Origin of the sequence: Chitinophaga rhizosphaerae, assembly GCF_003958645.1 — a bacterium.
GTDB classification, from domain to species: Bacteria; Bacteroidota; Bacteroidia; order Chitinophagales; family Chitinophagaceae; genus Chitinophaga; species Chitinophaga rhizosphaerae.
Genome location: NZ_RXLO01000005.1, coordinates 510283 through 533286, shown reverse-complemented (window position 1 = coordinate 533286; position 23004 = coordinate 510283). Strand labels below are relative to the sequence as shown.

Here is a 23004-nt window from a genome sequence, read left to right as displayed (position 1 = left end):
GGCCGCCATCTGGCAGCCCTGTCGTGTTAAAGATCCGGATGTATTTGCCATTTCTAATGCCCCAGCTTGATCACTTTCATGACCTGGCGCACGTTCACCTGGATAATTTCGATGTAATAGATACCCGGTTGGTAATTGCCGCCCAGCGTAACGGAACTGTTTGGCGCCAGGCCCTGCCTTGCTTCCACCAGCTGGCCCGCGTTGTTGTACACGCGGATATTGACAGGCTGCTGGTTTTTACTGATCAGCATGAGCACGAACTGGTGGAATGCGGGATTGGGCAGCACCGTAGCCGCCAACCCGTCGCCATGCGTCCAGGGCTTGTTACCCGGCACGAGCACATGCGTGGTCTGTACGCTCGACTTACCGGCCGTATCCGTAGCCGTCACATTTATCGTATATACGCGTCCGTTACCAATCGGGTTCCGCTGCGCACGGAGCTTCACGGTATTGTCGTTCACGATCTCGATGTCTGGACTGCCATTATCGGGCTCGTTGCTGGTGACCGTCACCGTCCGCTGAACAGGACTGCAATCCGTCACCGAATAATCCAGCGAAACCGTCACCATCTTGTTATTCGGTGTATTAAGCAGCGCCGGCGATGGTGTGATGCCCGAGATCACGGGCGCCAGCGTGTCTTTCATCCAGATGGCGAAAGAAGCCGTATCAGACTTGCCGCCGGCGTTTGTGGCGATAAGGTGCACGAGATCATCGTGCCGTACGCGGCTGCCGGGTACGGGAAATTGGGTGATGGTAACCCCTTCCGCAGGTTCTACCGTTGCAGAATCGCGGTAATCCGGCAGGGAAGCGCCGCAATCCGGATCACCCGTCAGCCACTGGCTCCCCGGGCCCTGCAACGTGGGCGCCAGGTTGGCCGCCAGGGCCGAGCGCGGGCTTTCGTTATGATAGCGGTCCAGCGCCGTCACGGCATAATAGTACGTGACGCCGGGCAGGGCCGAAGTATCGGTGTATGCGATGGAATCCATGGGCGTAATGGCCAGCAGCTGGTCGATGGAACCGGTATCGATCACGGGCGTGGTGGAGCGGTACACGGCGAACTGGCGCGCCCGGTTCAATTGGTCCTGCGGATCGCCGTTGTGCCACCAGATGAGGCGCACATCGTCTCCCATCTGATCTGCATATAAACCGAAAGGTGCGGCCGGGGCGATACTGTCTCTCCATTTCATGGCCGGCAACAGCGCGGGTTTCGCGTACATGAAAAGGCGCAGCGAATCGCGGAAGCCTTTCCGGGTGTTTACCCGCATGCTCGTGGTGTTGTACACCGACTGGCCATATACGTTGGCATGACTACGGTTCATACGGATCTGCCGCGGGATCTGGGTGGAATCCGTCCATCCCGCACCGGCGGCGGCATCTCCCATTTTGTACCCTGCGATGCCGATGTAGATATGCCGGCCGTTGGCCTGGTTGTTCCACCAGGGTACGATCACGCCGTAATTGGCGCCCGGCTGCCCGATCCACCAGTACACCTGCGGCATGATGTAATCCACCCAACCTTCCTGCAGCCAGCGTTTCGTATCGGCAAACAGCGTGGTGTAATGTTCCAGCCCGGCGGTGGGCGAACCGATGTCGGGATTGGTGCTGTTGCGGTAGATGCCGGACGGGCTCACGCCGAATTTCACCCAGGGCTTGATGGTCTTGACACTGTCGTACACCCGCCGGATGAGCAGGTTGACGTTGTCTCTCCGCCAGTCGTTTTTCACGGTGAACCCGCGCGGATAATCGGCGAAAGTGGCGGAATCGTTGTAGGGCGCCGTGCCGGCGGGAGCGTTGGGAGGATAGAAGTAATCGTCGAAATGGATACCGTCTACATCATAACGGCGCAGGATATCCGAGATCACGGTGGAGATGTGGTCGCGCACGGGCGGCAGGCCGGGATCGAGAACGCGGAGCGTTCCCTGGCTGAGGAGCCATTCCGGGTGTGTTTTGGCGACATGGGAATCGGCGAAGCCCGGGAGGTTGTTGGCATTACCGACGGCACGGTAGGGATTGATCCAGGCGTGGAATTCCATGCCGCGTTTGTGGCATTCTTCGATGGCGAAGGCCAGCGGGTCCCATGGCGTGGAGGGCGGTACGCCCTGCGTGCCGGTGACGTCGGCCGACCAGGGCTCCAGGGCGCTGGGGTACAGCGCGTCGCACTGGCTGCGCACCTGCACGTAAAGAGCGTTGAGGCCGGTGGCGCGGTGATGGTCGGCGATGGCGATGAAGGCGGCCCTTTGCTGCGCGGGCGTTTGCGTCTTGTTCGGCCAATCGATGTTAAAGTAAGTGGCTACCCAGGCGCCGCGAAGTTCACGTTTCGGGGGCGACTGCGCCAGGGTTACGGCCGGGAAAAGGCTGCAAAGCAGCAGGGTTCGTAAAATTCCAGGCATACAGGGGTGTTTTGGTTGATGGAAAGCGGTTTTCTTCCTATAAGAGCGATTGATGATCTCAAACCGTTATGCCGATCCCAAAAAAAGCCGCCCCTTTCCGGGGCGGCCACCGCGGTATGTAACCTGCAGCCATCGTGCGCTGTTTCTTCGGTTTTTCAGGCGGCACCATAGCAGCCGAGCGATGAAATTCCGCCACGGGCCGCATATTGGATATGGCCATTCGTAACCTCTCCGTGTATATTCCCTGTCTCTCCCATCATCACGGCAAAGCTGCGATCTTCTTTGCCAGCGGGGCTTCCAGCGCGTGTCCGCTGATTACTTCCCAGATGGCTTGCTGGGCGATGGCCAGGCTGTGCACGTCTGCCAGGGATTTATCTTCCAGCGTCATCAGCAGGGCTTGCAGATCGTAATTGCCTGCAACAGGGCCGAACCGATAGGCACCCGCGGGGCCGGGCTGAACGATCGATTCGTTGAGGCCGAACAGGTCGAGGTGGTACGAGGGCGCGGCGCCTGCGGGCAGCACGAGGGTGACGGGGCGCGCCAGGAGCGCATCGTTCACATGGTCGAGGCTGTGGCGGAACACGAGGCCCGCCGGGAGCACGACCTTCACGGGTGCTGCGGTGTGATTGCGGAGGCGGAAGCGCAGCCGCACGATGCAGCCGTCGCCGTAGCGTTGGATGGACCGGGTGGATTCGCAGGAGCATTCCTGGGCGTTGTGCCCTTTCATGGAGCCCTGGTCGAGGGAAACGCCGGCAGGCAGGCGGAATGCCGGGCCTTCGATATGTAGTGGCCGGGAAGCCGGCCGGGCGATGGGGGCTTGCGGGTCCGGAAGCTGCTTCGTCCGGCCAGAACGCTTGCCTGCGGCGGTTGCCAGCAGGATCAGCGGAACGATGGTAAGGAATAGCAGGGTTAACTTTTTCATGATCTTGTTTTTGTCGCCGCAAAGATATCCCACCCTTCCCTTCCAACACCTACGCGAAACCGAGCAAAACCTACGGAAAACGGATTCCCATCCACCATAAAATATTTTTCTTTCAATATGTTTTGAAAGTTCAAAACATACTTATACCTTTGATCCATCAAAAGCAAGCCCATATGAATACGACGGCATACCTCGTTTACGGCTGCATCACCGGCCTCATTACCTTCAGGGTGGGATGGATATTTTTCCGCAACGGCCGTGCCTTCATCCTGCATCTCCTTCGCGGCAACACCACGTTGACGGACGCTATCAACCGCCTCCTCCTCACCGGGTACTACCTCCTCAACCTCGGTTACGCCGCGCTGATGATCAGCACATGGGAGCGTGTGGAAAACTGGACGGGCCTGCTGGCCAGCGTCACGGTCATGACCGGTCGCATCGTGCTCACCCTGGCGCTCGTCCACTATGGCAACATGGCCGCGATCTATTATTTCAGCAAGAAACAGACAACGATACCTCATACCTAAATCCACTCATCATGACCACCACATTTCACTTCCTCGCCTATCTCGTATACCTGCCCGCCGTAATATTCCTGACCTGGTTCGTGGCGCACACCCTCTTCCGCAACAGCCGCGTGTTCATGCTCGACATCTTCAACGGGAAAACGGACATCGCCCTGGCCACCAACAAATTATTCGAAACGGGCTTCTACCTGCTCAACCTCGGCTGCGCGTTCTACATCATGACCATCGCCAGCGAGGTGCCCGACCGGCAAACGATGCTGGAAGTGCTGAGCACCAAGCTGGGCGGCTTCTGCATCTACCTCGGCATCATGCTCTTTTTCAACCTGTACCTCTTTTTCCGCGGGCGGAGGATCAGCAAACAGCGCGCACATCATGCGCAGGTCCTGGCCGGCATGCGCCAGATGCCGCCCGCACCCTGACCGGCCCATTCATCCCTTTACCCAGCCGGAAGTCCGCCCAGCGCGGCTTCCGGCTTTTATTCCCGGGCAAATGCATGATTATGGCCGATTTAATGATGAATCGTGCCCGCAGTGCCGGATAAATCCTTATCTTTACATATTACCTATATTTAAAAAAGAATATATACATTGTATTTTCACGAATTTGATTTTGACGATGATCTGTTGGATGGTATAGATGCGATGGGATATAAAACCGCTACACCGGTACAGGAACAAGTTATCCCCGTCATTTTATCCGGCCGGGACCTGATCGCCTCCGCACAAACCGGCACCGGCAAAACGGCAGCCTTCCTGCTCCCCACCATTCAGAATATCCTCACTCATACGAAAGACGACCACCAGATCAATTCCATGATCATCGTTCCCACCCGGGAACTGGCCGTCCAGATCGCGCAGGCGCTCGAAGGGATGTCTTACTTCACGAACATCAGCTCCATTGCCGTGTATGGCGGGGGCGACGGCGCATCGTTCGCCATCGAGAAGAAAGCGCTTTCCCATGGTGCTGATATCATTATCTGCACACCCGGCCGCATGATCGCCCACCTCAACATGGGGTACGTAAAACTGAAGGGACTGAAATACCTCATCCTCGACGAGGCAGACCGCATGCTCGACATGGGTTTTCACGACGATATCGAGAAGATCATCTCCTTCCTTCCGAAAGACCGCCAGACACTGCTCTTTTCCGCCACCATGCCGGACAAAATGCGTAAACTGGCGCTCAAGATCCTCCAGGATCCCATCCAGGTGAACATCGCCATCTCCAAACCGCCGGAGCGCATCAAACAGGAAGCGTTCGTGGTGTTCGATGAGCAGAAAGTCCCCCTGGTCAAACATATCCTCGACAGCCGCAAAAAGGAAAGCGTGATCGTATTCTGCTCCCGCAAGCAGAACGTAAAAACGCTCACCGCCGTGCTCAGCCGCGCCAGGTACGCCGTGGAAGAAATCCACTCCGACCTGGAGCAGGACAAGCGCGAGCAGGCCCTCCTGAACTTCAAAAACGGCAAGTCGAACATCCTCGTGGCTACAGACATCCTCAGCCGCGGGATCGATATCGAAGACATTGACCTGGTGATTAATTACGACGTACCGAACGACGGCGAGGATTACATCCACCGCATCGGCCGTACCGCGCGCGCCGCAACAGACGGTACCGCATATACGTTCATCAGCCCGAAAGAACAGGGCCGCTTCTCCCGCATCGAAGAGTTGCTGGGCGCGCCCGTAGCCAAGGCCACCGTTCCCCCCGAACTGGGCCCCGTACCGGAATACTCCCCCAAAACCCGCAGGCCGGGTGGTGGCGGCGGAGGCAACCGTGGCGGCGGTCATCGCGGCGGCGGCGGGAAAGGGAAACCCCGCAGCGGCAACGGCGGCGGCGGAAACGGAAGCAGCGGCAACAAACGAAGAAATAATCGTCCCAAACAACAGAAAAAGCCATAAGACCGAAGTCTTATGGCTTTTTTCTTTATCGTCCTTTTTCGAAAACCCTACTGGAATTTCAGCTTCACGATCCGGTTGGCCATCCGGTTGTCGAACACATCGAAGTTGCCCACCAAAATCACCGAATTCTCCCCCTTCACATTCATGATCTCCATCACCGTACCATCGTCTGACGCCGTTGCGTAGCGCAGGCCTCCGATCGCGTTGTAGGTGGGATGGATAGATCCGTCGGCATTGAGCACGATGAAGTTGTTGCGCAGGAGGTTATTGAACTTCCGGAACGTTCCCGTGAGGATGATCACGCCGTTGGGCAATACGCCGATCTGGTCGATCTTGGTACCGTCCGGCCCCGCGCCGACATTGAACGTGGGATCTATGGCGCCATCGGCCGTAAGCCGCACCACGCGGTTGGCGCCCGTGCCGTTGAACCGGTTAAAGCCCCCCGCCACGATGATCTTCCCGTCTTGCTGCACGAACAGGTCATAAATGAGCAGGTCTGCACCGGAACCGGGGTTAAACGAGTTGTCCAGCGTACCGTCCGGATTGATCCGCGCGATGCGCGGCGCCGGCTGGCCCTTGTAGGTAGTGAAGTTCCCTGCGATGAGGACTTTCCCGTCGGGCAGCAGGTGCGATTTGAAGATGCGCCCGTTCACCGTGGGCAGCCCGCGATGTTGCGTGAGATCGTAGTTCCAGGAAGAATCCAGTTCGCCGTTGGGATGTAGTTTGATGATATGTTGTACGAACGTGGAGTCCAGGTGCATGGAATCCAGGCCCGAAGCAGCCACCAGGTTGAAGTTGGGCCGTACATAATACCGGAAATCGCCCACCAGGAGCATTTTCCCGTCGGGCAGCAGGTGCAGGTCGTTCACCACGCCCCGCACACCGCCTGCCAGTGAAGAGGCGACAGCCGTATTCTGTGACGGCAGTTCGATGATGGTGGAATCTATCATCCCCCCGAAACCCAGCCGTGCAATACTGAACACATTCTGTGTACGGGCGTAACGGTTAAAACTCCCCGCCACCAGGAACTTCTGTTCGTCGGCCAGGTAAACCCCGGAGTAGACATCGCCCTGCGGACCGGTTTGCCAGCCGTATTCCCAGGCATTGTCGAGCGTACCGTCGTTAAGGAGGCGCGCCATGCGGTTCACGCCGCCGGGCTTGTTGACGTTGTCGTAGTTATTGAACCGGCCGGCGATGATGTACTTGTTGTCGTTCCCCGGAAAAATGGTGGTAATGAGCGCGCTGGCGCCGCCTTTCGCGGCAAAGGTGGTATCTACCACCAATCCGCCGAACACCTGGAAGAAAGGCCCGAAATAGAATTCGTCGCCCACTTTCACGTTGATGGCGCCGGTACTGGCCATGGCGGGGATGCGCACGCGAACGGCGGAATCCGTGGTTTCGAGGATTTCGGCTTTTTCCCCGTTGAACAGCACTTCGAGTTTGTCTTTATTCTTGAGGAAACCCGTGCCGCGAACGAGCACTTCATCGTTCACGAACCCTTTCGCCGGGTTGACGGCATTTTCCGCGAAGGTGATGGAAGGCAGGATGGGATCGCCGTAAGGGTTGTTCCCCTTGCTGTTTACCGTTTCCCTCGTACAAGCCGCCAGCAGCGCGATCATCGCCAGGGCGAGCAGCTGTTTGTGTATGCAGATTTTCATATTTGCGTTATTCTTTGGTCCTTAAATAATCGAGCGCCACCCGCCTGAATTCCGCGCCGCGGAAACCGAGCGTATGCAGATAGCTCAATGCATGTATCACGCCGTTGCGCGGCTGGATGTCGGACGACGCTACGCGGATGTAGCTGTTTTTCCGGAAATCCACCGGGTCGAAGGTAACGTCGGTCAGCTGGATGATCCTGGCGCCCACGGCTTCCACACCGCGATAGTTCGTGTATTCCAGGCCGATGTTGAGGATGTACCCGTTCAGCATGATGTAGTTGATGCCGGGGAAAGCGCGGATGTTATCCCGCTGCACACGCGGGAATGCGCTTGCGAGCCGCTTTCCGGTGAGGATGTACATGCTGATGAACTGTTTCCAGACTTCGGGCCCGATATCGTCGAGGGTCACGGAATCTTCCTGGTTGGCGAAGCGCTGGGCGTTGAGATCGTCCATCGCCGCCTTGATCGCATCGTCGGTGAAGGCGAAGAATGTGATCGTGTCTTTGACGAACATGTCTTTCATCCCCGCCAGGTCGATGATATGTTTAACGCTGTCGAAGTACAGTGTTTTTTCGGTCAGGTAATCGTAAATGGTGCCGTCGTATACCGGGTTGGCGAGGCCACCGTCTTTATAGTACTCCTTCTTGCAGGAGGTGGACAGCATGCAGCCGGCTACCAGGAGCAACATGCAGGTGATCGTTTTTTTCATAATCATCTGGTTTGGGTAGTTTATTGCGCCCAAAAGGCTGTTTGCGTGATCTTGGGATTTCTGCGCATGGCGGAGATGGGGATGGGCCACGTCCAGGCGCCGCGTTCGTACTGGTCTTGCGTGAGGGCGTTCTCGCATTGCGAAAAATCGGTCACGCGGCCGGTGCGCACGAGGTCGTACCAGCGGTGGCCTTCGCCCCAGAGCTCGCGGGTCCTTTCCAGGAAAATGGCGTCTTTCAGCGCCGGTCCTTCCAGGCCGATCACTTCGGATGCCTGTGCGCGGCGGCGGATTTCGTTCAGCAGTTCGCGCGCGTCGCCATCCTGCCCGATATTGGCCAGCGCCTCCGCGCGGAGCAACAGCAGCCCGGAGTACCGGAAGATGATCATGTTGGCGTCGTACCGGCGTGCCACGGGGTCGGAAACGCTGGAGAACTTCAGGAACATCTGCGACTGTGGGTTCACGGTATTGTAAGGGTCTTCGAACCAGAGATCGAACCGCTTGTCGGATTCACCGGGCGGATACAGGATGTCCATATACTCGCGCTTCACGGTGATTTCGCTGCCGAGGCCGCCGTAGAGGGTCGACGAAGAAGCGATGACCGGCTGATGCAGCACCCATTGCGAGATGAAGTTGCCGGTTACGTTGCCGTAGTTCACGTCCATGGAAATTTCCCAAATACCTTCTTCTGAACGGCCTTTGAAAATGGTATGGAACAGCTCTTCCTCGTATGGCAGGAGCTTGTAAATGTTGAGGTCCATCACTTCCTTGCAAACCGCCGCCGCATTGCGGTTCAGCTCGGTGGCCCTCCCCTTGTCGAACCCCGCCTGCCACATGTACATATGGGCCATGAGGGTGAGCGCGGCGCCTTTGGTGGCGCGAACGGCGCGGAAGGTAGGATCGTTGTAGGAAACGGGCAGCGCATCGGCCGCCAGCCGCAGATCGAGGATGCAGGAATCGAGGATCTTCACCTGGTCCGTTTTCGGTTTCATCTCGATATCGTACGGCGAAAACTGGAAAGGCACGCTGCCATAGCTTTGTACGAGGCAGTAGTAATCGTATGCGCGGACGAACCTTGCCTCCCCTACCAGCTGCGCCTTTTCGGACTCGGAAATCTGCGTGCTGTTCATCGCGCTGATACGGGCTACGGCGAGGTTCGCCGCGGCGATGGATTTGTACCAGACGTCCCAGCCTTCGCGGGGCACCTGCGCACCGTCCGTACTTCCGATGAGCGGGCTGCGCAGATCGTTCTGGGCGATGGCGCGGAAATTGTTTTTATTCCAGAAGTCGTAATTCCCCGGCCTGAAATCCCCGTAATTATACTGGATGCAGCGGGTAAACTGGTCTCTCAGCAGCGAATACGCCGCATTCACGCCCATCTGCGCATCTGTCGCGTTCCGCCAGTAATCGGCCCCTGTGAAACTGTCGTTGGGCTTCACGTCCAGGAAATTCTTGCAGGCGCTCAATCCGGCCCCCGCTATCAATCCTGCCACGCACCCTATTTTTAACCACTTTTTCATTGTCATGCTTTTTCTACGTTAAAACTCGGCTGTGAAACCCGCGGTATAAGTACGTGCGGAGGGATAGCCATTGATATTGTCGCGGCCCAGCTGGCTCACGTTTTCCGGGTTCGGGCCGGAATAGGGAGAGAAGATGGCGACGTTGAACGCGGTGGCATAAGCGCGCAGCGAGCGCAGCTTCAGGCGTTTCATGAAGTTGAAATCGCGGAAGGTGTATGCCAGCGTCACCTGGTTCAGTTTGAAGTACGAACCGTCTTCTTCCCAAAGCGTCTGGTCCGCGCGGAAAGGCTGGATCTGCCCGTTCCTCCACACATAGTAAATGTTGGGGTATTTGGACATATCGCCCGATTTCTGCCAGTAATCGATCAGGTCGAGATCGTAGATGTTGACGGATCCGCCGCCAGGGCCGGTGTATTCCGTATTGGCCGGTTGCGTCAGTTTCATGAGGCGCGACGTCATCGCCGTGTTCAGGATCGTACGTTTCAACAGGTAGGAAGCGAACACGTTGAGCGAAAAGTTTTTGTAGCTCCAGGTAGAACTGATACCACCGGTCACCATCGGTTCGGGATTCCCGGAGAGCACGTTATCGTCCCGGTCGTCGAGGAAATAATCGCCGTTGACGTCTTTCCAGCGGGGATCGCCGGCCTGGAAGTACGTAACCCCGTTCCCCCGGCCGGTTTTGTAGCGAACACCGCGGATGGGGTCTACCGGCACGTCGGCGTTGTCCTGGTAAATACCTTCCGTCTGGTAGATGTAGTTGCTGAAGGGGTTGCGGCCCACTTTGCGCGCCAGGTCGATGTAGAACGGACCACCGTCGTCGAACCTCGCCATCTGGAGCCCTGCGGGCAGCTTGGTGAGCACGCTCCGTGCGATGGCGCCGTTGAAGTTGAGGTTCCACTGGAAACCGCCTGCCTTGCTGGACACGAACGGCCGGAGGCCCAGTACGAATTCATGCCCGTAGTTCACGATCGCACCGCCGTTCACCTGGATATCGTTGTAGCCGGTGATGTCGGACAACCGCTGGTCTTGCAGGATATTGTAAGACTCCTTGAAATAAGTATCATACGTCACCGAAACGCGCCCTTTGAACAGGCTCATCTCGAACCCGAAATTGTACTGGTATGCCTTTTCAGATTGCAGGAAAGGGTTCGGCATCTTGCCCCAGTCGGGCCCGATGGCCGGCATGTTGTTGTAATCGGAATAAATGGCGTAGTAGCCGAGCGAGTTCACGCGCGTGGAGGCGGGGCGACTGTTAATCCCGTAAGAACCGCGAACGGAACCGTAGTCGATGAAGTTCATCTCCCTGAAAACCGGCTCTTTGGTAAAGTTGTATCGCACGCCCACCGAGGGGTTGATGGCGTAGCGGCTCTTTGTGCCGGAGGCGGAGTTACCGTCTGCCCGGTACGAGAAATCGACGTTGTATTTCGTGCGGAAGTTATAGGAGATCACCCCGGCGAAAGACAGTGCGTGGTAGGTGGCGCTGTTGAGCGTACCGTTGGCGTTCCAGCCACCCGCGTTGTTCCAGGGGTTGCCCGGGTAGAAACGGGGGCTGTAACCGCGGGGGCCCCAATAGTAATCGCTAGGGCCGTTACGCAGGTCGCGGACGTGCGTTTCCAGCTCCCTGATATTGGCTTCGGTGAAGGCGGTCACCAGCAGGTTGTGCGCCTTTTCGCTGTTGGCGGGATTGGTGGTGAAGTTGTACGCCAGGCCATTACGGGTGTTCAGCTCTCCGCGGCGCGAAATATAGCCGTATACCATGGTCTGGTTGTTGTTGCTGAAGGCCTGGTTGAAGCGGTCGCGCGTGTCTGTCGTATAGTCGTACGAGGTAGCCGAAGTAAGGCGGAGGCCTTTGAGCAGCTCATAGTCTACACTCAGGTACGAGCGGATGTTCATCGTGTTGTTGTCGTCCACGTTTTCGATGTAGGCTCTCAGTTCCGGGAAGTCCAGGAAGTGCGAAGGCCCGGGCAGCAGGGAGCTGGAGAAGGCGCTGCCGGCACCGTTGCCGGTGAGGCCGCCGCCGTTGCCGCGCTGTTTCTGGCCGAGGGCGGCAAACAGCTGGCCGCTGATGCGCAAACGCTCGTTGGGCTGCAGGTTCAGCTGCAGGTTGGCCGTATAGCGGTTGAAGCCGGTGTTCTTGATTACGCCCTGGTACATCTGGTATCCCATGTTCGCCTTATAGTTCATCTTCGCATTACCGCCGCTGATCTGCAGGTTATGGTTCGAGTTGAAGGTTTTCTGGTAGAAGAGCCCCTGCCAATCGGTACTGTTATTGTAAAATCCGTTCAAACTGTCGGTAATGAACTGCGCGTTGGCAAACTGGAGCTTGGCCAGGAAGTCGTACTCGCTATAGTTCAGGATGGCATAGGTGCGGAAGTCGCGCTCCAGCTGTCCGCCCCAAACCGGCCGCAGCTGCGGCGGCGTGTTGAGGAACACGGAATTGTTGAAGTTGATGATGGGAACGGGGGAATTGCCGCGGCGGGTAGTGATCACGATCACCCCGTTGGCCCCGCGGGAACCGTAAAGCGATGCGGCCTGCGCGTCTTTGAAAATCTCGATGGACTCGATGTCTTCCGGCGGCAACAGCGAAAGCGGGCCGGTAGCCGCGCCGGGCTGTAACATCGACTGGTCGATACCACCGTCGTACTCCACCGGTACGTTATCGATCACGAGCAGGGGGTTGGAGCTGGACAGGAAGGCTTCGTCGCCGCTGCCGGTCACGTTCAGCTGCGAGATGCCGCGGATGTTGATGGTGCCGCCGAAGCCGGGGGCGCCGCTGATGTTCTGGATGTTCATCCCGGCCACCTTGCCCTGGAGCAATTGTTCCAGGTTGGTAACCGGCACGTCCTGGATGTCTTTATGGCTGACCATCGACACCGCACCGGTCACCGTTTCCTTGGTCCGCCGCTGGTAACCCACGATCACGGACTCTTTAAGGAATTTCTCCGCCGGCGCCAATTGCAGGTTCAGCTCGGCTTTGGTGACTTTGATCGCCTTGTCTTCGTATCCGATGAACCGGAACAGCAAGGTTTTGTTCATTTCGATGGTAACGGAGTAATTACCGTTGGGATCGGTTACGGCGATGCCTTTCTTCAACTCGGCGTCTACGATGCTGACACCGGGAATGCCGGCGTGCGATTGCGCGTCCGTCACTCTCCCCTTCACCGTGATCCGCTGCTGCGCCCGGGCCGTTACGCCGGCGAAAAGCAGTACGATCATGCAGAGCGCCACCACTTTCGGGTATATATTTCGCATATCAGTTTCTTTTTTGAATTGGTTTTACGATATCAGTCGTCCTCGAATTTTGGCTTCTGCCTGAATTTGACGGCCACTGTCCATTCTCCCGGTTCCTGGATGGCGAACCGCACCATCACATACCCTGCTTCCTGCCGGCCGAAATTCACGCGTTTGAAATCGAACCCGACCTGCGCCATGTCCAGCCCGCCGGAAACGTCTGTCAGCACGGGGAAAGGATTGGGGATATCCCAGGTCACGATCGTACTGTCGGTATCGAACCGCTGGTTGAAGCCGAATTTCACGCGGGTAGCGGCCTGCGGACTGTAATAATACAGGCTGTCCCAACGCTGCATATCGAAAACGGTGAGGGGGATGATGGAGGAATCGGGATTGAAGAACCGCACGGAAACGGTGTTCTTCGCCGTGCCGGTTTTCACGAAAAACACGTCGATACTGTCTTTCGGCAACAGGCGCTGCATGTAGTCGCGAACGTTCCTCGCATCGTGCGCCTTTACCAGTCCGCCGCTGGCCAGCGGTTTCTGGATGCCGGTGATATCGTCGATGGTATACGGCTCGTACGGGTGCGGACGGCGGACGTCGAGCGTGAGGTTGGCGAACACGCGTTCCCCTGCCTTGTTTTTCACCCGCACATCGAAGAAATATTTACCATAAGCCACGGTGTTGGAATCCACGTTCCAGAAGATAATCTCTCCCGAGTTTTCGCGGATGTCGAGAATGGGGCGCTTGGAGACGAAGGTTTTGGACATGATCTCGTCTATCGTCTTTTCGAACCCGCTATACCAGGTTTTCCACTGCCGGGTATCGATCTGCTGGCTGAGGATGGGCGCGGGCTGTTTATCGCCTGAGCGTATGTTCTCCAGCGTGAAGGTGAGCGGCTGGGTAGAATAGTCCGCATTGAATACGTTGATGAAAACGTTCGTTTTGCCGAGCACGGCCACGAAGTTCTCGGTCGTATAGTTCATGTTGTTGCTGAGGTGGTCCTGTTCATCCGGAAGCAGGTCCTTGTAGCATCCGGCGGCGCCCAGCAGCGTGGCAAAGAGCGCGGCGGCGGCATACAGGCGCCTCAGGTCCCAGGTATTTTTCTTTTGCATGGGTTCTCTTTTTATTGGGCGATGAATTTGATCGTATACAGGTTGAATCCGGCATTGTCGTTTACGAACTTCAGGATGTGCCGGCCGGCGGCGAGGTGCACCACGGGCCCGTCGAAATCCTTGTACACGCCGTACCCGCCGGAGGCAGGCACGCTGAGGCTGCCGGTGATGGCCACGTCGTCCATCTCCAGGTGCAGTTTGCCGGCGGAGCCGCCGCTGCTGTAGTTGAACGAAATTTTATAATCGCCTTCCTGCTTCACGTCAACCGTATAGGAAGCCCACTCCCCTTTCACACCATGGCTGAGGGAATAGGTCCCGGGAACGGAAGCGTTCTTTTCGCAATCCGGCCCTTCGAACACGCGGTACTCCGCCTTGCTGTTCGATTTGTTGCCTTCGTCGGAATCGAAATACGTTTGACCGGGCAGGCCGAAGTCGAACTCGGTGGCGAAGATTTCGCCGGGAATGCTGGCGGGCTGCATGTTGTAGGGCACCCTTTCCTCCGGGATAAATGCAAAACGGCCTGCGTTGTACCCCCCCGTTTCCAGGAAGTGGTAAATGGTGGCCACACCTTCCGTCAACTGCACCCCGGGAACGGTCAGCGTTCTCCAGGTCTGGTAACCGCCCGATTTGGGCACTGCCAGGCTGCCGGAAACGTTCACGTCGTTCACCTCGATGCGCAGCCGGCCATGGTCGTTGGGCGAAGCCACTTTCACGTACAGGCGGTACTTTCCGGTCCAGTTGATCTTTACGGTGAATTTCAGCCACTCGTTGATGTTGGTGTAACCGGTATTGTACAATCCTTCGGTACAGTTATCGAGGTCAACGCCTTCATCTTTCCGGAAATTGGCCGTTCCGCGCGCCGCGATCTCGTTGTCGTGATACGCCAGTCCTTCCCCGCCATGGTCGTAATATCCCAGTTCGATATGCCCGGGAATGCCCATGGGTTGGGAAAAATACGGCCGGCGAACGGGCGGGTATCCCATGCGGGTGAAAGAGGAAAACCCGAATATGTGCTTGGGCTCCAGCATATGCACCACGCCGGTAGTGGTTTTGAGATTGGCGGCTTCCGTGGTGGTCATCACCCAGTTTTTCATGATACGGCTTTCATTCTTGTCGGAATACTGGATCACCATCGATCCGCCGTTCTCGATACCGGAAGCGGTGGTGATGATGGCCTTGCCGTTCATTTCGTAACCATAGGGCGTTACGAGGTTCATGCCGTCTGCATAGCGCAGGGTATCGAGGTCGTACGTGCCTTCGAGCATGTAGCGGGACAGCAGCGTGTCCCAGATACCGAGGCGAACGCTGTCTACCGTCCAGTTACCGGGATCGCCGCGCTTTTCGCGGGTGAAATTGATGTCGTACATCGCTGCCGCGATGGAAAAATCCTGCGGAACGAAGAACGTTACCTTGCCGGATTTCAGTTTATCGGCGAGGCCGGTCTTGTCCAGCAGATAGATGAGCGTATCGTATAATCCGCCTTTATTGGCGCTTTTGAGAAAATCGTAGGTCGACATTTTAACTTCCCGGACGGGCTGCATGTCGCGGAATTCCTCGTTCCTCTTCATGCAGGAGAAGGTGGCGGCCATGAGGCCGGCGATAAGAACGGGGATACTGAAGGAAAACTTTTTCATATAGCTGGTTTTTACTTCCAGTAATGGGTTTGAACGAGTTTGGGATTGAGGCCGAGCGCGGCGCGGGAAATCGGCCAGTAAATGGCCCCGTTGTCTACGTCGGTTTGGGACAGGCCGGTGTAATCGGGCACTTTGCCGAAGGTCACGAGATCGTACCACAGCCATCCTTCGCCGATCAATTCGCGCCTGCGCTCCTGGAAGATCTCTTCCATCAGCTCATCTGCCGAAACCGTGTTCAGCACGGGCGTCAGGTTGCGGTTGGCGCGCTGGTCGTTGAGCAGGCTCAGGGCCCCGTTGAAGTCGCCCGTCCGCAACATGCATTCCGCCTGGAGCAGCAGCAGTTCTTCGTACCGGAAAACCGAAATGGCGGAGTTGAAGAACCGCAGCGTGGGGTTCTTCACGGCATTGTTCAGCATCTTGATCTTGTAGAACATGGGCTGCATAGCCCCCATGTCGGTGAAAAACGTGCCGATGCGCGTATCGCTGGCGAGGTGGAAGATGTTGAGGATACTGTCTTTCGACACGAAAATATCCGCTTCTTTCTTCGATACGTCCGGGTACCGGAGCGTCCAGTTCTCGAGCTGCCCCGTCGTGGAAATCTCCGCATGGTCGAAGTTCATGTCTAACTGGAAGATGTTCTCGTTCCTGCGGCCGCGGAATGTACCGCCGTTGCTCGTAAGATCGTTAACGGAAACGCGGGCGTACCCGGTTTTGGTTCCATTGCCCCTCACGATTTGAATGGCGTCCAGCGCGCCCTGGTAATCTTTCTGCCAGGCGCGGATGTGGGCCTGCAGCGTGAACCCTGCGCCCTTGGTGGCCAGGATGCCGCGCCAGTGGCCGATGCCCTGACCGCGGTAGTTGCCGGGCTGCTCCGGGTTGGTTCCGTCGAACTGCCAGGGCAGCTTGTAGATCGCCGAATTCACTTCGTTGAACGCGAAGTTCAGCACCTCGTTCTGGTCGGTACGGGCAACGGTGGTGAAGTCGCCGCTACCGGGCTCGGTGATCAGGGGCACATCTCCCCAGATGCGCACCATGTAGAAGTAAGTGAACGCGCGGATGTAGCGGACCTGTGCGAGGTCGAGCTCCATTTCGGTTTTGGAATACCGCTCGTCCAACGCCGGGACCTCCGGCAGTTTGGCGATGGCGATATTGCATTGGGCGATGGTGGCGTAGAACTTGCGCCAGTCGCGCCAGGTATCCATGGTGGCGTAGTTGGCGGTGAGCCGGTTGTCGCGCACGGCCTGGAGGTCGCCGCGCTGCGTAACAGTGAATTGTCCTGCCCGCAGCTCGCCATGTGCCCAATAGGCGTTTTCATTGCAGAGCGCCGCGCGCAGCAGGCCGTAGCAGGCAAAGCTGCCCGCCCAGGCATCGTTTTTGGTGGCCCACATGTTCTCCCGGGTGACGGCGCGGGTACTTTCGATGTCGAGCATGTCTTTGCACGACGACCAGCCGGCGGCCAGGAGAAGGCTGAGGCCGCCTATCCATATTTTTCGCATGAGATTGCTTTTTTGCATTAGAACTGTAAGTTGAAGCCCAGTGTGAAGCTTTTCGGCTGGGCCCAGTTGTACCCGCCCTGGTCGTATCCCAGGTAGCTGAACGCTTCCGGATCGCCGCCGCGATAGCGGGTCCAGGTCAGGAGGTTGTTACCGGTACCGTATACACGCAGTGTTTGCAGCCCGCGTTTGGCGAGCCATGCGCCGCGGAAGTTATAGGTAAGGGTCAGCGAGCGCAGGCGCACGTATGACCCGTCTTCCAGGAACAGCGTCTGGTTCACCTGGTACGGGCGCACCGCGCTCCAGGGGTTGTACTGCGGGATGCGGTCCATATCGCCTTCCGGCTCCGCCCAGTAAAACACTTCCTTCACCGCACCGATATCGTCTGCACCTTCGCGGTTGGCGAAGTCGAAGCGCGCGGCGAGGTTTTCGTTGATGAGCTTTCGGCCGAAAGCATAGCTCAGCAAAAAGTTCAGTTCGAAATCGCGGTATTTGAGCGTATTGGCCCATCCGCCCTGCACTTTGGGATTGTGGGAGCCTTCCATGATGCGGTCGTTATCGTCGATCACGTTGTCGCCGTTCCGATCGATCCAGATCGGGTCTCCGCCTTTCATGGCGATGCCCTGGTAGGTCATGCCCGCGGGAACGTCTGCATTGGAAGCATACATGCCTTCGTTCTGCAATAGCCAGAACCGGTCTGTGGGAAAGCCTATTTCAAGCCGGCGGTTGCCCAGTACCACGGCGGTTTGCCCGCCCGGTAGCGCCAACAGTTTGTTCTGGTTCATGGAGGCGTTGATGGCGGAAGACCAGGCAAAGGTTTTGTTTTGGATGATGGATGCCTCCAGCGTGAGCTCCACGCCGGAATTGCGGATATCCATCCCGTTCTGCCATACGCCGGAATAGCCGTATTCCTGCGCCACCGGCGTTTTCAGCAACAGATCGCGGTCGGTGCGCGCATATACGTCTACAGCCGCCTTGATGCGATCGTTGGCAAATCCGAAATCGATGCCGCCGTTGATCTGGTCGGTATACGCCCATCCGATCCCGGGCGCCACGTACCCCAGTTCATAGGCCGCATTCAGCACGGGGAAAGCGTTGTAGGTCGCCAGGTTGGGCGTTCCCTCCCATCCTATTTCCACGTTGTAAATGGGGCCGTCTTTATAATAGTCCAGGGAAAACACCTTGCCCATGCGCCCCGCGCTGCCGCGCAGGCGAAGCGTGCTGAGGGCTTTGGAATCCTGGAGGAAAGGCTCGTTGGAAACGTTCCAGGACACCGCCGCTGTGGGGAACAGCTTCCAGCGGTTCTCTTCCGTTACGTTGGAGCTGCCGTCCTGCCGCAGATACAGCATCACGTTATACTTGCCGGCGTAGTCGTATTCGATGTTGCCGTAAAAGCTGGCGAGCGCCGCACGGATGCGATCCTTGAAGTTGGCCGTGAGCCGCAGGTTGTGAGACCCGTTGTCCGGATTGCCCGGCGAACTGGGCTGGTAGATTTTGATGTAGTCGCTTTTGCCGCGGTAACCTTTGCCGTACATGTAGCTCCAGCGGTCCCACTGGTTGTACTGGCCGGCCGTCACCGTCAGGTGGTGCCGCTTGCCGAGGTACCGGCTGAACTCCAGCGAATTGTCGAGCGTCATGCGGTTTTGCAGGCCGTCGAAGTTGGAAGCGAAGTTGTTGCCGTCGTTCACCGTGCTGGGCATGAACAGGTCGCGGAAATTCTGTCCGTAATCGATGGAGAAACGGGAGTTGAATTTCAGCCAGGGCGCGAACTGGTAGGAAAGGTTGTTCAGGACGCGCACGTTGGTGTTGCGGTTATTGTCGATCCCGTCGTCCAGGTACCCGTAATAGGCTTCGAGCAGGCTTTTGTTGGGAGAAGGCGGCCGGTCAAGGTTGAGGATATAATCCTGGTCGCCCATACGGTCGCGGAGCGACTGGTTCCTTTTCCTGTTCAGCATGGACGCGCTGATGTAGGTGCTCCAGTCGAGCCGTTTGGCAGGTGTGATGTTGATCCCGAAGTTGACGTTGTAGCGGCGCGCGAGGGTATTATCCTGTCCCTGCTGCGTGGCTTGCCCAACGCCGAAACGGAAGCTGGCGAGGCGGTTGCCGCCGCTTACGCCTGCATGTAGGCCCGTCATCCAACCGTTGCGGTAATACGCTTCGTCCCAATCGGCATTGCCGTAATACTGGGCGTTGGTGGAATCTGCCAGGTACGCGGGGAAGCTGCGGTATTGTTCGGCGGTGGCGTAGCGGTCGTAGAACGGCAGGCGGAAATCGCGTTCCCATCGGCCGTTGACCACTTTCATGGAGGGTTTGAGCGACATGCCCGCGTATCCGTTCACTTCCACGCGGAGCTCTCCGGTGCGGGGCCCGCGGGTGGAGATCTGGATAACGCCGGCGGAAGCCGACGGACCGTATTTCGCGGTGGCGGCGGCGTCTTTCAGCACTTCGATGCTGCGGATATCGTTGACGTCGATGTAAGCGAGAGGGTCGATTTCGGTGCCGATGCGGTTGAAGTCGAACCGCTGGATGTCATACGCGAAGGCATGATCGTATTGCAACGGCATGCCGTCTATCACATACAGGGGTTGCGCGGCGAAAACGTCGCCGTTCTTCAGGAGCAGTCCGGATGCACCGCGGATGAAAAGGGCGTTGCGTTTGCCGGGCTCGGCGGAGGGGATGCGGACATCCACGCCGGTGGCGCGGCCCGATAGCACGGCGTTGATCCCCATGTACGGGAGTTTGCGGGCCTGGTCGAGGTCCGGAGAGGAAACGGCGCCCCTGTTGCGGAGCATCATGTCCGTATTCCTGATGTAGCCGGCTGTGTCGAGTGAGGAAACCGGGAGTTTTTTGAGCCGGTCAGTGGCGTCACCAGCGGCCGGCTTGGAGCTGTCGGCCCTGTTGAACACCTTTTTCTGAGCGGCGGCGCCGGTCCCCATCAACAGCAGGGCGAGCAGGATGACCTGCTTTTTGCGGAGAGGTGGGTAGAAATATGTCATATGGAGCAATTGGTTGTTTGCGTAAATAGGTTCCCCTGCCCGCCACGGCATGGAGGTGGCGGGAACGTGGCATGACAATGCCTGAACGCGCCATGGAGGCCGTCAGGAATTCATACCTTCGATAATTTCTGCTGATAATACGTGCGGACCCTCAGTTTAATACCGGAGTTCCCCCAGGGTGGTTCTTACGCATGGCAGTTCGGGCGTCACGTGTATTCGTATAGGTTACTGCCTCATTTCAATTTCGGGGGCCAGGGGAAGCCGATGGGATCGAGGGTTATCCGAAGCTGCGGAATGTCCGGGCAGCGGGTGATAAATAGTGCATGTTGAACGTGGTTTGAATGATGAAGGGAAATTTATCCATCCTTCCGGAAAATGCGATCTGCGATATACAAGTTGGACTGAAGATACATCGGCTGCTGATTCCCGTCAAGCATGGAGGGTGTTTTGCATACAAATTAAACGTCAAATGTTAAAATTTCTCAAATATTTAGCAAAATCACATGATGAACGATCGTAATGACAGTTTAAAAGTATTTAATTTAATTAATTTATGCTTTCATTTTTACATTATTTTAATGTTAACGAAAGATTATTGAATTCATTGAAAGCAAGCAAAGTTCCTACATCCGGGTTTTCCACGCGCACAATCGATTTCAAATTCCAAATACCGGGGTTGGATGGGAGCCTTCCCATACTGAACCACAGCACAGACAAGGTTTTCATGAAATGAAGCATTACATAATGTGAAATGAAAGTGGGTTGAGAGGCATGTAACGTGTTTTTCAGACACTTAAATCGGCAGCCGCGCGAAACGCCGCCAATTCAGTGTTTGAGCCACTTTAAAGTAGTTATGTAGTACTTATTACATGTATTATTTCTATTTATGCATTGTCCGGTCGCTGTTCTTGCGCCCCATGATCATTCACCCCATTCGGAATTAAATCCATCCCGCTCCCGGTGTTGCGTGAACCCGGCCTGCACATGCAGGTTGCCAGATACATGTCCCGGAGTTAACCATTCATCACCCGCTGGCGCCTGCATTTCGCGACTTGACCGGGCAAGCGCATTACTTCCACCCAAAAAAAATTACCGGTTGATGTCCGGATTTATCGGCCAGCCGGCACTATATTGAAAAACAAAGCAACCCATGAAAAAATTTATGTTCCTCATCCGGGAAGACCTGGCCCGGTTGGCCGCCATGACGGAAGCCGAACTCCAGGAAGACATTGCGGCGATGACCGCCTGGGCCGAAGCCCTCGCCGCCGGCGGGCACCTTCTTTCCGGCGAGCCCCTCGAGCCGGAAACCCGCTACCTCCGCAAAAACCACATCGCGTCAGACGGGCCCTTCGCAGAAACCCGCGAATCCGTGAGCGGCTACTTCCTCATCCAGGCCGAAAGCCTCGACCACGCCGCGCAACTGGCCGCCGGTTGCCCATCCCTGCAGGAAGATAAAATCGCCATAGAAGTCCGACCTTTGATGATCTATGCCTGATGCGCACAACATGCAATTGACAGCGCTCCTGCAGCAGCTCTACCGCAAAAGCTTCGGGAAAATGACCGGCCACCTGCTGTTTATGGACGGTTCCCTTTGCCTCGCCGACGCGGAAGATATGGTGCAGGAGGCTTTTACATCCGCCGCCACCACCTGGGCGCGCGGTGTGCCCGAGCAGCCGGAAGCCTGGCTGTATGCAGCGGTGCGCAATATGAGCAGGCGGCGCCATGCCCGCAAAACCGCCATCATCCCCCTCACCCACCTGCCTTCGGCGCCGGCGCCCGAGCGCCCGCCGGAAAACGGCGACCTCGAGCTGTTGCGGCTGCTCTTCGCCTGCATGCACGCGAAATTCCCGCCGAAAGTGCAGCTCATCACGGCGCTGCGCTACGTTTTCGGGTTGCAGGTACAGCAGATCGGGGAATTGCTGGGGATGGAGGCAGACAGTGTGTCGAAGGTATTGTACCGCCAGCGGCAGCAGCTCCGCGCAGGCGATATCGCTTTCCGCTCGGGATTCGTGTGGTGGAGCGCGGAAAAAGTGCAGTTGGCGCTGAAGGCGTTGTACATCATATTTACCGAAGGCTGGAAGATCATGGACGAAGCCCTTTGCGAAGACGCCCTGAGCCTCACCCGGGAAGCCATCCGCCGGGCGCGCGTCCACGTTTCGGACGCCAAGGCCTTGTACGCCCTCATGCTTTTCCAGCTCTCCCGCTGGGAGGCGCGCACCGGCCCCATGGGCGAGCTGCTGGAGCTGGAACAGCAGGACCGCAGCGCCTGGGACCGCGACATGATCCGGGTGGCGGCCGATTACCTGAAACAGGCCGCAGTGGCGAAGGGGGAAAGCCCTTATCATTTCGAGGCGTCTATCGCCTGGTTCCACGCCACGGCGAATTCCTTCGCGGAAACGCCCTGGCTGCAGATCGCGGGGCTATACCGGCAACTGGCGGCCATCGCACCTTCGCCGTTCGTGAGCCTCAGTCATGCCATCGCCTTATATTTCGCGGGGCAGGCGCGTGCGGCCATGGATATGCTGCATACGCTGCAGGCCGATCCGTTCATGCGGCATCATCATATGCTGCAGGCCGCGCTGGCACGCATATACGCAGACGGGGGCGATGTGCCGGGGGCGTTGAAACATTACCGCAAGGCGCTGCAGGGCAGGCCCACGCCCGGGGAGGCGGCGTTTTTCCGGAAAAAGATCTCGGCGCTGCTCGGGAACGGACTTTCTTCCTGATCCCGTCCATCTTTCTTTCAAAAAAAATTTCCTATCCCGGAACCCACACCACCACCTCCCATTTAATTGCGCCACCCTGCCAAGGCGCCGAGAATCGGTTATACGCACTCAGCTCCGCACACGCACACGAATATGGCGCTCAAACGCGCCATGTGCTTGCTTCAAGTAAAAGTTGAGGTCCTCAT

15 protein-coding genes are annotated in these 23004 nt (G+C 57.4%); 5 read left to right on the top strand and 10 right to left on the bottom strand.

Features of this window, described 5'->3' with window-relative positions:
• Window positions 1-53: 53 nt before the first annotated feature.
• Together EJ361_RS15040 and EJ361_RS15035 are read right to left on the bottom strand one after the other, a co-directional pair.
• Window positions 54-2390 carry a family 10 glycosylhydrolase gene (locus EJ361_RS15040; protein ID WP_126246449.1) on the bottom strand — a complete coding sequence of 779 codons (2337 nt, stop codon included), beginning with the start codon at window positions 2388-2390 and terminating at the stop codon, window positions 54-56.
• A 259-nt stretch (window positions 2391-2649) separates the two neighbouring features.
• Window positions 2650-3312 carry a hypothetical protein gene (locus tag EJ361_RS15035; RefSeq protein WP_126246448.1) on the bottom strand — a complete coding sequence of 221 codons (663 nt, stop codon included), beginning with the start codon at window positions 3310-3312 and terminating at the stop codon, window positions 2650-2652.
• Window positions 3313-3485: 173 nt separating this feature from the next.
• Between EJ361_RS15035 and EJ361_RS15030 the strand changes: the two genes are divergently transcribed.
• The 3 genes from EJ361_RS15030 to EJ361_RS15020 all read left to right on the top strand — a co-directional run bounded on the left by EJ361_RS15030 (window position 3486) and on the right by EJ361_RS15020 (window position 5740).
• On the top strand, window positions 3486-3839 hold the full coding sequence (locus EJ361_RS15030) for a hypothetical protein (protein ID WP_126246447.1): 354 nt from the start codon (window positions 3486-3488) through the stop codon (window positions 3837-3839).
• Window positions 3840-3850: 11 nt separating this feature from the next.
• On the top strand, window positions 3851-4258 hold the full coding sequence (locus EJ361_RS15025; RefSeq protein ID WP_126246446.1) for a hypothetical protein: 408 nt from the start codon (window positions 3851-3853) through the stop codon (window positions 4256-4258).
• Between the two features lie 168 nt (window positions 4259-4426).
• Window positions 4427-5740, top strand: a complete 1314-nt coding sequence (locus EJ361_RS15020) for a DEAD/DEAH box helicase (protein WP_126246445.1) — start codon at window positions 4427-4429, stop codon at window positions 5738-5740.
• Window positions 5741-5787: 47 nt separating this feature from the next.
• On the opposite strand, the gene EJ361_RS15015 is transcribed toward EJ361_RS15020, so the two are convergent.
• From EJ361_RS15015 to EJ361_RS14980, 8 genes are read right to left on the bottom strand one after another with little or no spacing between them, the layout of a single operon-like run.
• The gene (locus tag EJ361_RS15015; RefSeq protein WP_126246444.1) at window positions 5788-7398 is read right to left on the bottom strand and encodes an IPT/TIG domain-containing protein; all 1611 of its coding nucleotides are present in this window, start codon (window positions 7396-7398) and stop codon (window positions 5788-5790) included.
• Window positions 7399-7405: 7 nt separating this feature from the next.
• Window positions 7406-8107 carry a hypothetical protein gene (locus tag EJ361_RS15010; protein WP_126246443.1) on the bottom strand — a complete coding sequence of 234 codons (702 nt, stop codon included), beginning with the start codon at window positions 8105-8107 and terminating at the stop codon, window positions 7406-7408.
• A gap of 20 nt (window positions 8108-8127) precedes the next feature.
• Window positions 8128-9624 carry a RagB/SusD family nutrient uptake outer membrane protein gene (locus tag EJ361_RS15005; RefSeq protein ID WP_164714260.1) on the bottom strand — a complete coding sequence of 499 codons (1497 nt, stop codon included), beginning with the start codon at window positions 9622-9624 and terminating at the stop codon, window positions 8128-8130.
• An 18-nt stretch (window positions 9625-9642) separates the two neighbouring features.
• Entirely contained in the window at window positions 9643-12876 is a 3234-nt protein-coding gene (locus tag EJ361_RS15000) for a SusC/RagA family TonB-linked outer membrane protein (protein WP_126246441.1), read from the bottom strand.
• Window positions 12877-12908: 32 nt separating this feature from the next.
• Window positions 12909-13970, bottom strand: a complete 1062-nt coding sequence (locus EJ361_RS14995) for a DUF5007 domain-containing protein (protein ID WP_126246440.1) — start codon at window positions 13968-13970, stop codon at window positions 12909-12911.
• 11 nt (window positions 13971-13981) lie between these two features.
• The gene (locus tag EJ361_RS14990) at window positions 13982-15604 is read right to left on the bottom strand and encodes a carbohydrate-binding protein (protein WP_126246439.1); all 1623 of its coding nucleotides are present in this window, start codon (window positions 15602-15604) and stop codon (window positions 13982-13984) included.
• 11 nt (window positions 15605-15615) lie between these two features.
• The gene (locus tag EJ361_RS14985) at window positions 15616-17100 is read right to left on the bottom strand and encodes a RagB/SusD family nutrient uptake outer membrane protein (protein ID WP_164714259.1); all 1485 of its coding nucleotides are present in this window, start codon (window positions 17098-17100) and stop codon (window positions 15616-15618) included.
• A gap of 17 nt (window positions 17101-17117) precedes the next feature.
• Window positions 17118-20093, bottom strand: a complete 2976-nt coding sequence (locus EJ361_RS14980; protein WP_164714258.1) for a SusC/RagA family TonB-linked outer membrane protein — start codon at window positions 20091-20093, stop codon at window positions 17118-17120.
• Window positions 20094-21243: 1150 nt separating this feature from the next.
• On the opposite strand from EJ361_RS14980, the gene EJ361_RS14975 reads away from it, so the two are divergent.
• The gene (locus EJ361_RS14975) at window positions 21244-21588 is read left to right on the top strand and encodes a YciI family protein (protein WP_126246436.1); all 345 of its coding nucleotides are present in this window, start codon (window positions 21244-21246) and stop codon (window positions 21586-21588) included.
• A 10-nt stretch (window positions 21589-21598) separates the two neighbouring features.
• Window positions 21599-22819: an RNA polymerase sigma factor gene (locus EJ361_RS14970; protein WP_164714257.1), complete on the top strand. Its 1221-nt coding sequence runs from the start codon at window positions 21599-21601 to the stop codon at window positions 22817-22819.
• Window positions 22820-23004: the final 185 nt, after the last annotated feature.

Bases quoted from the DNA above. Each gene is read 5' to 3' on its own strand.
- EJ361_RS14995 (WP_126246440.1), bottom strand. From the start codon at position 13,970: ATGCAAAAGAAAAATACCTGGGACCTGAGGCGCCTGTATGCCGCCGCC.
- EJ361_RS15015 (WP_126246444.1), bottom strand. From the start codon at position 7,398: ATGAAAATCTGCATACACAAACAGCTGCTCGCCCTGGCGATGATCGCG.
- EJ361_RS15040 (WP_126246449.1), bottom strand. From the start codon at position 2,390: ATGCCTGGAATTTTACGAACCCTGCTGCTTTGCAGCCTTTTCCCGGCC.
- EJ361_RS14970 (WP_164714257.1), top strand. From the start codon at position 21,599: ATGCAATTGACAGCGCTCCTGCAGCAGCTCTACCGCAAAAGCTTCGGG.
- EJ361_RS14990 (WP_126246439.1), bottom strand. From the start codon at position 15,604: ATGAAAAAGTTTTCCTTCAGTATCCCCGTTCTTATCGCCGGCCTCATG.
- EJ361_RS15005 (WP_164714260.1), bottom strand. From the start codon at position 9,624: ATGAAAAAGTGGTTAAAAATAGGGTGCGTGGCAGGATTGATAGCGGGG.
- EJ361_RS14985 (WP_164714259.1), bottom strand. From the start codon at position 17,100: ATGCGAAAAATATGGATAGGCGGCCTCAGCCTTCTCCTGGCCGCCGGC.
- EJ361_RS15010 (WP_126246443.1), bottom strand. From the start codon at position 8,107: ATGAAAAAAACGATCACCTGCATGTTGCTCCTGGTAGCCGGCTGCATG.
- EJ361_RS15000 (WP_126246441.1), bottom strand. From the start codon at position 12,876: ATGCGAAATATATACCCGAAAGTGGTGGCGCTCTGCATGATCGTACTG.
- EJ361_RS15030 (WP_126246447.1), top strand. From the start codon at position 3,486: ATGAATACGACGGCATACCTCGTTTACGGCTGCATCACCGGCCTCATT.
- EJ361_RS15025 (WP_126246446.1), top strand. From the start codon at position 3,851: ATGACCACCACATTTCACTTCCTCGCCTATCTCGTATACCTGCCCGCC.
- EJ361_RS15035 (WP_126246448.1), bottom strand. From the start codon at position 3,312: ATGAAAAAGTTAACCCTGCTATTCCTTACCATCGTTCCGCTGATCCTG.
- EJ361_RS14980 (WP_164714258.1), bottom strand. From the start codon at position 20,093: ATGACATATTTCTACCCACCTCTCCGCAAAAAGCAGGTCATCCTGCTC.
- EJ361_RS14975 (WP_126246436.1), top strand. From the start codon at position 21,244: ATGAAAAAATTTATGTTCCTCATCCGGGAAGACCTGGCCCGGTTGGCC.